The sequence below is a fragment of the Gordonia sp. Z-3 genome, from assembly GCF_036233855.1.
Lineage (GTDB): Bacteria > Actinomycetota > Actinomycetes > Mycobacteriales > Mycobacteriaceae > Gordonia > Gordonia tangerina.
Genome location: NZ_JAZARS010000015.1, coordinates 137,373 through 144,346, shown reverse-complemented (window position 1 = coordinate 144,346; position 6,974 = coordinate 137,373). Strand labels below are relative to the sequence as shown.

6 protein-coding genes and 1 pseudogene are annotated in these 6,974 nt (G+C 65.8%); 5 read left to right on the top strand and 2 right to left on the bottom strand.

The window, feature by feature from the left end:
• Positions 1–180: 180 nt before the first annotated feature.
• Both VX037_RS17755 and VX037_RS17750 read right to left on the bottom strand, forming a co-directional pair.
• Complete coding sequence (locus VX037_RS17755; protein ID WP_287014915.1) at positions 181–357, bottom strand: DUF1254 domain-containing protein; 177 nt, start codon at positions 355–357, stop codon at positions 181–183.
• Between the two features lie 374 nt (positions 358–731).
• Positions 732–1,154, bottom strand: a complete 423-nt coding sequence (locus VX037_RS17750; RefSeq protein ID WP_328715176.1) for a hypothetical protein — start codon at positions 1,152–1,154, stop codon at positions 732–734.
• Between the two features lie 218 nt (positions 1,155–1,372).
• Here VX037_RS17750 and VX037_RS17745 point away from each other — a divergent pair, with 218 nt between their 5' ends.
• The 5 genes and pseudogenes from VX037_RS17745 (at position 1,373) to VX037_RS17725 (ending at position 6,955) form a co-directional block, all read left to right on the top strand.
• The gene (locus VX037_RS17745) at positions 1,373–4,102 is read left to right on the top strand and encodes a cation-translocating P-type ATPase (protein WP_328715174.1); all 2,730 of its coding nucleotides are present in this window, start codon (positions 1,373–1,375) and stop codon (positions 4,100–4,102) included.
• A 182-nt stretch (positions 4,103–4,284) separates the two neighbouring features.
• Complete coding sequence (locus VX037_RS17740; protein WP_328715172.1) at positions 4,285–5,508, top strand: alpha/beta hydrolase; 1,224 nt, start codon at positions 4,285–4,287, stop codon at positions 5,506–5,508.
• Positions 5,505–6,029: a hypothetical protein gene (locus VX037_RS17735; protein WP_287014920.1), complete on the top strand. Its 525-nt coding sequence runs from the start codon at positions 5,505–5,507 to the stop codon at positions 6,027–6,029. The genes VX037_RS17740 and VX037_RS17735 overlap by 4 nt, the downstream gene beginning before the upstream one ends.
• Positions 6,030–6,133: 104 nt before the next feature.
• Positions 6,134–6,619, top strand: a pseudogene (locus tag VX037_RS17730) (dihydrofolate reductase family protein); the annotation flags it as partial.
• A 129-nt stretch (positions 6,620–6,748) separates the two neighbouring features.
• Positions 6,749–6,955, top strand: a complete 207-nt coding sequence (locus tag VX037_RS17725; RefSeq protein ID WP_328715184.1) for a DUF2945 domain-containing protein — start codon at positions 6,749–6,751, stop codon at positions 6,953–6,955.
• Positions 6,956–6,974 lie beyond the last annotated feature (19 nt).

The window sequence follows — 6,974 nt, the reverse complement described above, 5'->3', positions numbered from 1 at the left end:
GGATGGACTCCGAGCTGATCGGCGATCCGCTTGATCGCACCTCTCGACGAATCGAGATCTCGTCGCGCTTCACATGCCATCCGGGTGGCCCGGTCCTTGAGTTCCTCACTGTACTTGCGTGGTGCTGCCATGCTCTCCATCCTTCACAGGTTCGAGAGCCTCCGACAGACCCGGGGCGGTTCAGACCGGTGTGTTGGGTACGGTCACCATCACCGGCCCGACCGAGGTGTCGACAGGCGAACTGGCATACAGGGTGTCGTCATTGATGTCCACGACGCCCTGATAGAGCGGCGAGATGGTGTCGGTCCGATGAGTCCGTTGTGCGGGGCGACGTCGAACTGGGTTTGCGCGAACCACAACCAATAGAACGTCTCCACCTACCGCTTCGTCAGCGCGGACACCGTGTCGACATGTGCCGGCGCAGAAATCAGCGCGGCGGCCGCGACACAGACGACGGCGACCGCAATTGTCACCCGAAACGATACTGGCGCAGCAGATCTCGTGAACCGAGCAGGACTGGTGAACCGGGCAGGGCTGGTGGACATGGCGGCGGCCTCCGCACCTCGCGTTCGACGAGGTGTCCGCACGGAAATCGCGGCCGGACCCGAGCCGACCTGCGCGATTTTGCTGCGAGCCGGGTGTTGTCTATGCCGAAATGTCGGAATCGGTTCTCTGCGTGGATGGTGACGGGTTCGTGCTCGCCGCGCGGACAGGCCGCACGGCGTGCGTTCTCAGCGGTGGGTCGGAGTGTCGTCGGGTCCGGGCTCCACGGGAACCTCGTGCGATGCTCCGTCGCGAGCGCTTCGGTCGTTCTTGACGTCGGGGTCGAGCTTGTCGGCGCGTGCGAACTCGCGCTCGACCTCGGTACGGGATTTAGCGGCGTGGCCCTGATGGGTCTGGGCCTCTTCGTTGAGTTGTTTGGCCTCGGCGGCCTTCGCGTCGGCCTCGGCCTGGGCCTTGCGAGCGCGGGCGTCGGCCTCCTCGGCGATCGCCTCGCGGTGGCGGACCTCGGACACCTGCGAAGTGGCGTTCTCGCGGATCTCGCGTGCTTTGCTGCGGCGCCGCACGGTGCGCTGACGCAAGAGAAGGGCGATGACTGCAAGTACGACGATCACGATGACGACGGCCAGAATGATCCAGACTGCGGTGTCCATGATGTTTCTCCTCACTCGAGTGCACCGGGAGATACCCAGACGGGGTCGATCTCAATCGCGAACCGCGAGGTGGTTTGCGATTTTGTGCGCTCGAGATCGGTGAAATCCGGCATCGCGCCCGATCGTCCGGCATGATTGTCTGGTGTTTCGCCGAGAAGGCGGGGCGGTCCTCGCCTGGTCGTGAGGCCGCCCACGGGCTCTCTGAGAGGACCACTTCCATGGCTTCCACTGGTGTCGCAGCGCCTTTGACCGATGCCTACCTCCGCGACACGACCGGCGTGGCCGCCGCGCTCGACGTCGACGCCCGAGTTGGGCTGACGTCCGCGGAGGCCGCAGGTCGGTTGGCACGTTTCGGCCCCAACGAGGTGACTCCCGAGCCGCCGCCGACACTCTGGGCGGTCTCCCGTGGTCAGCTGGCGAATCCGATGAACATCATGCTGCTCATCGTTGCCGTCGCCAGCTTCGCGATCGGCCAGTTCGCCACGGGCATCGTGGTGGGGCTGCTGGTTGTGTTCAACGTGGTGATGGGCACCAAACAGGAGATGAAAGCTCAGGCCAGCGTCGACGCGCTCGCCCAGTTGCAGGTTCCGGTGGCGCGGGTGCGCCGTGACGGACAGGTGGCCGAGGTGCCGGCCGCCGAGCTGGTGCCCGGCGACATCGTGCTGGTGGAGGCGGGCGACCTCGTTCCGGCGGACGGACGACTCCTCAACTCCGCGACTTTGGAGGTTCAGGAGGCCGCGCTGACCGGTGAAAGTGCGCCGGTGCCCAAGGACTCGGCGCCGATCGCGGGCACGGAGGTCGCGCTGGGTGACCGCACCAACATGGCATTCCAGAACACCCAGGTCACCCGTGGGTCGGCGCAGTTCGTGGTGACCGCGACCGGAGCCGGCACGCAGATGGGCCGCATCGCCGACATGGTCACCGCAACCAAACGGTCCAAGTCGCCGCTGCAGCGCGAACTCGACGGGATGACCAAGGTCTTCGGTTTCCTCGCCTGGGGTGCCGTCGCGATCATCGGCATCATCGGACTTCTGCGCGGACAGAACGGCGCAACCCTTGCGCTACTGTGTATCTCCACCGCGATCGCGTCCATCCCGACCGGTCTGCCGACCTTCGTGCAGACGATGTTGTCTTCGGGTGCACAACATCTCGCCGACGAGAAGGCGGTGGTCAAGTCGCTCGCCGACGTCGAGACCCTCGGCGGCACCACCGTCATCAACTCCGATAAGACCGGCACGCTGACGATGAACGCGATGACCGTCACGGCGCTGTATGCGGGGGACCAATGGTTCCGCGTGGAGGGTTCCGGCTACGCCAAGACCGGCGCAATCCTCGGCGCGGCAGGCGATCTGCCCGACTTCACGCCCCTCGCGTTGGGGTTGTGTCTGTGTTCGGACGCCACAGTCGCCGACGACGAATCGATCATCGGCGATCCGACCGAGGCGGCGTTGGTCGTGTTGGCCGCGAAGATCGGGGTGGACGCCGAGGTCACACGCCAAGCCGTCCCGCGCGTCACCGAGGTCCCATTCGACTCGGACTACAAGTTCATGGCGACATTCCACGACCGTCCCGACACAGTCCACGGCACCGTGGTGGACCAGCCCCATCTCGTGGTGGTCAAGGGAGGGCCGGACGTGGTGCTCGATCGGTGCTCCCACGCGCTGCGGCACGGCGATATCGTGCCCGTCGACCAGATGCGCCAGAACATCCTCGACGCCAACCGGGAGCTGTCCGAGAAGGGATTGCGCGTGCTCGCGTTCGCCGCGAAAGGGCTCGACGACACTGCGATGGCAGCTGCCACTGCTGACCCGATGGCCGCCGTCGGTGATCTCGTGCTGATCGGGCTCGTCGGCATCATCGACCCGCTGCGTGCCGAGGCGACCGCGGCTGTGCACACCGCGCTCGGGGCGGGGATCGATGTCCGGATGATCACCGGCGACCACACCATCACCGCTCGGGCCATCGCCGACCAACTCGGTCTGGGACCCGGCGTCATCACCGGCACCGATCTGCAACATCTCGGCGACGACGAGGTCCGGGCGCAACTGCCCGACCTGCATGTGTTCGGCCGGGTCGCGCCCGAGGACAAACTGCGGTTGGCCCAGCTCATGCAGGAGGACGGTGACGTGGTCGCGATGACGGGCGATGCCGTCAACGATGCGGCGGCTCTCAAACAGTCCGACATCGGCGTGGCCATGGGCAGCGGCTCGGAGGTGACCAAACAGGCCGCCAAGATCGTGCTCACCGACGATAACTTCGCCACCCTGGTGCGCGCCGTCGAACTCGGCCGCGACATCTATCGACGCATCTCCTCCTACATCCGGTTGCAGCTCACCGTGTTGTCGGCGGTGCTGCAGATGATGGTGTTGGCGACGATCCTCAACATCAACGGCGGCGTTGCACTGTTGCCGATGCAGCTGTTGTTCTGCAAGTTCTTCGTCATCGTGACGGTGGTGGTCGGGTTCATCGTCGACGCCTCCGATCCCGGCGTCATGCAGCGGCCGCCACGCGCCCCGGGAACACGGATCGTCAACGGCCCACAGATCGCTCGGTGGGTGATCAGTGGCTTCCTGATTGCGGGTAGTGCGCTCGCAGTTCTGCAGTGGGGGCCGGACGAGCCGTCCGCCGATCGCGGTTCGGTGGCGATGACGATGGCGTTCGCCGTGGTTGCCTTCAGCGGCGTCAACCTCGGCGTGGTGATGCGCCGGGAACGTGAGGCGCCGTGGTCGTCGCCGGTGTTCCCGTACTTCGGGTGGCTGATCGGCGGCTGGTCGCTGGCGTGGGCCGCCGTGGAACTCGGTATGCTCCAACGTCTGCTGGACACCGTGTCGCTTTCGGGTGGACAGTGGCTCGTCGTCCTCGGTCTGTCGCTGATCGCGCCGGCCATTGTCGGGATCGACAAGGCCATCCAGTTGCGGCGCATGGCATCTGTCTCCGGTGGCTCCTGAGGCCCGTCACCACCTGTTCTCCCTGGAACGAGCTTCACCTCCGGATTCCTGGGAAGCGCGCTTGCGAGCGTCACCGTTTGTTCCCTGACGAGCGAGCTTGCGAGCGTCACGAAGGGCACGAACAGCTCCAACCGTCGCCGGCCACCGTGACACACTGGTCGCAGGACGTGAGGGGTCCATCGATGACGACGGCGGCGAATCAGGAACGGGCCGGGAGTGTCCGGTCCGCGCTGGACAAGGTGCGTCCCGGCGCGTCGCCTCCGGACCTACTCGGGATGACGGCAACCGAACGCGCCCGCTGGTGGGCTGGGCTCACACCCACCGAGCAGGTCTCAGTCGGGCTCGCTTTTCCCGAGATCATCGGTGTCGGACAGGGTTTGCCCGCATCGGTGTGCGACAGGGCCAACCGCCTGCTGCTCGACCGCGACCTCGCCCAGGCGCAGGCTGTGGTCACGCTCGAGGATCGCAGCGACGATGCCCGGAGAACACTGCGCAACGCACAATCGGTGCGCGCAGGCCTCGTGAAGGCGCAACAGACGGCACCTGGCGCCGCGGTCACGCTCTATGCCTATGACCCGCACGCTTTCGGCGAGGACGGCAAGGCCGTCGTCGCCGTCGGTGATCTGGACTCCGCACGCAATGTCGCATGGTTGGTCCCGGGCGCCGGCGCCGAGATCTCCACGACCCCGGGCAACGTGCAGAACGCGGCCGACCTGTACAAGCAGGCCGGCGGGGAGCTCGGTGATGTCGCCGTGGTGACCTGGATCGGCTACGACGCACCCAGCGGTGCCGATCTCGGTGCGATCGTGGGGACCGGTTCGGCCCGCGATGGCGGTCGGATGCTCGCCGATGACATCGGCGGGTTCATCGCCGCTCGAGAACAATTGGGGGTCGGAGATGACGACCACCTCAACCTCGGACTCATCGGCCACAGCTATGGATCGACGACGGTCGGCTGGGCCGGCGACAACGGGCGCCTGTCAGGTGCCCTCGACACGGTCACGATGCTGGGGTCGCCGGGTGCCGGTGGCGTCGCGACGGCCGATGAGTTCGGGATCGGGGCGCGCAACGTCTTCGTGGGTGCGGCATCCGACGACGCCATCGGACACCTGGGCGGGGCCACGTCGACCACCGGCATCGGCGGATTGGGTATCGATCCCGCCGCAACCGCTTTCGGGGCGCAACGTTTCCGTGCCGAGGGCGGCGACCTCGCGCCGGTTGTCGGCAACCACAGCAGCTACTTCCAGATCGGTTCGGAATCGTTGGAGAACCTGGGACGGATCGTGTCGGGCCGAGGTGGTGACATCACGCGCGAGAACCGACGCAGCGTGGCAGATGTCGTGGCCGGTCAGCTGTCCGGCGGGCGTCGCGATCCGGCCGTCGACTCCCGAAAGGCAGGACGGTGAGAGCGAGTTCCTCAGCACCACTACCAGATCGGACATCAGCCGTCGACGATGAACGGCCACTGACCGCTGCGCAGAGCGCGGTGGTGCGCCGACGTGCCAGGGAGGTCACGCAGGCAATCATCGACCTGCTGGTCGACGCCGAACACGTCGTCCTCGACGATCGGGCATCCACCGAGGAGTGGGCCGGCTGCTGCGCCGTCGCCGATTCGCTCACCTACGGCACGCATTACAACGGTGTGCTGTACTCCGCACACATCGTCTTTGCATCGGACGTCGGCATCGACGTCGGGCGCCTGCACGAGGTTCTCGCTCCGGTGGGTATCGGGTGGCATGACGATGACCCCGGCATCGGCGCGGTGGGGATCTTCCGGGTCGCTGTCGACACCACGCGGCTGCACATCCGGCTGACCACTCCGTGCTACTTCATCCGGGAACTCGGCGTTGCCGACGGCGGCACCTTGCCCGCTGTCGAGATCACCACGGTCACCGGGTTTCTCACCCGCTCCTGGGTTCGCCGCTAGCGATCTGCGCCGATTCCCCCGGGCGAGTAGTCGGCCGATGAATCACGGCCGCGGGTTTTGTCTGTACTTGTGGCACGCGATCGAGATCGAAGAGAGGAGAACACATGCGCAAGCTCGTCGTGACTCAGAACATCACCCTCGACGGTTCCATCGAGATGCTGACCACCTGGTTCGACCCGACCGAGGACGCCCCTGACCTCATCGAGGAATCGCACCGACAAGACGCCGCGGCGGAGGCCCTTCTGGTGGGACGACAAACCTTCGAAGATTTCCGTGGATACTGGCCACACCAACACGACGATCCGACTGGCATCTCCGACTATCTGAATGCGGTGCACAAGTACGTCGTCTCGTCGACGATGACCGACCCCGCCTGGCAGAACTCGACTGTGCTGGCGGCCGAAGACGTGGCGCGGCAGGTGAACGACCTCAAGCACCGGGACGGCAAGGACATTGTGGTCACCGGCAGCATCTCACTGACACACGAGCTGATCTCGGCGCGGCTCGTCGACGAGTTCCGGCTCTTCGTTTATCTCACGGTGCAGGGACGCGGACGCCGCCTGTTCCCGCAAGGCGCTGAGCCGCCGCAGTGGTCTCGGTCAGCTGGATCCTGGCGGGTGCTGTGGCCATCCCGTGATCTGTCCGGCGTTGTGTCTCGACTTCACACCATCGGCGTCGTAGGCCGTTTCCTCGAGGCTGCGGCGGGGCATGCTCGTGACATGGCGATCAGCAAAGACGACAAGGTCGAATGGAACACGTCGCAGGGCACGACGGAAGGACACGCCCGCGAGAAGCGGGTCTTGGAGTTCACTTTCGAGGGGCAAAAGTTCAATGCCAGCAAGGAGGAGCCGTACTGGATCGTGGAGTCGTCGAAGACCGGCGCCAAGGCTGCACACAAGGAATCGTCCTTGACGAAGAAACAGTGATGCTCAGAAGCGGGTCACG

Bases quoted from the DNA above. Each gene is read 5' to 3' on its own strand.
- VX037_RS17745 (WP_328715174.1), top strand. From the start codon at position 1,373: ATGGCTTCCACTGGTGTCGCAGCGCCTTTGACCGATGCCTACCTCCGC.
- VX037_RS17740 (WP_328715172.1), top strand. From the start codon at position 4,285: ATGACGACGGCGGCGAATCAGGAACGGGCCGGGAGTGTCCGGTCCGCG.
- VX037_RS17750 (WP_328715176.1), bottom strand. From the start codon at position 1,154: ATGGACACCGCAGTCTGGATCATTCTGGCCGTCGTCATCGTGATCGTC.
- VX037_RS17725 (WP_328715184.1), top strand. From the start codon at position 6,749: ATGGCGATCAGCAAAGACGACAAGGTCGAATGGAACACGTCGCAGGGC.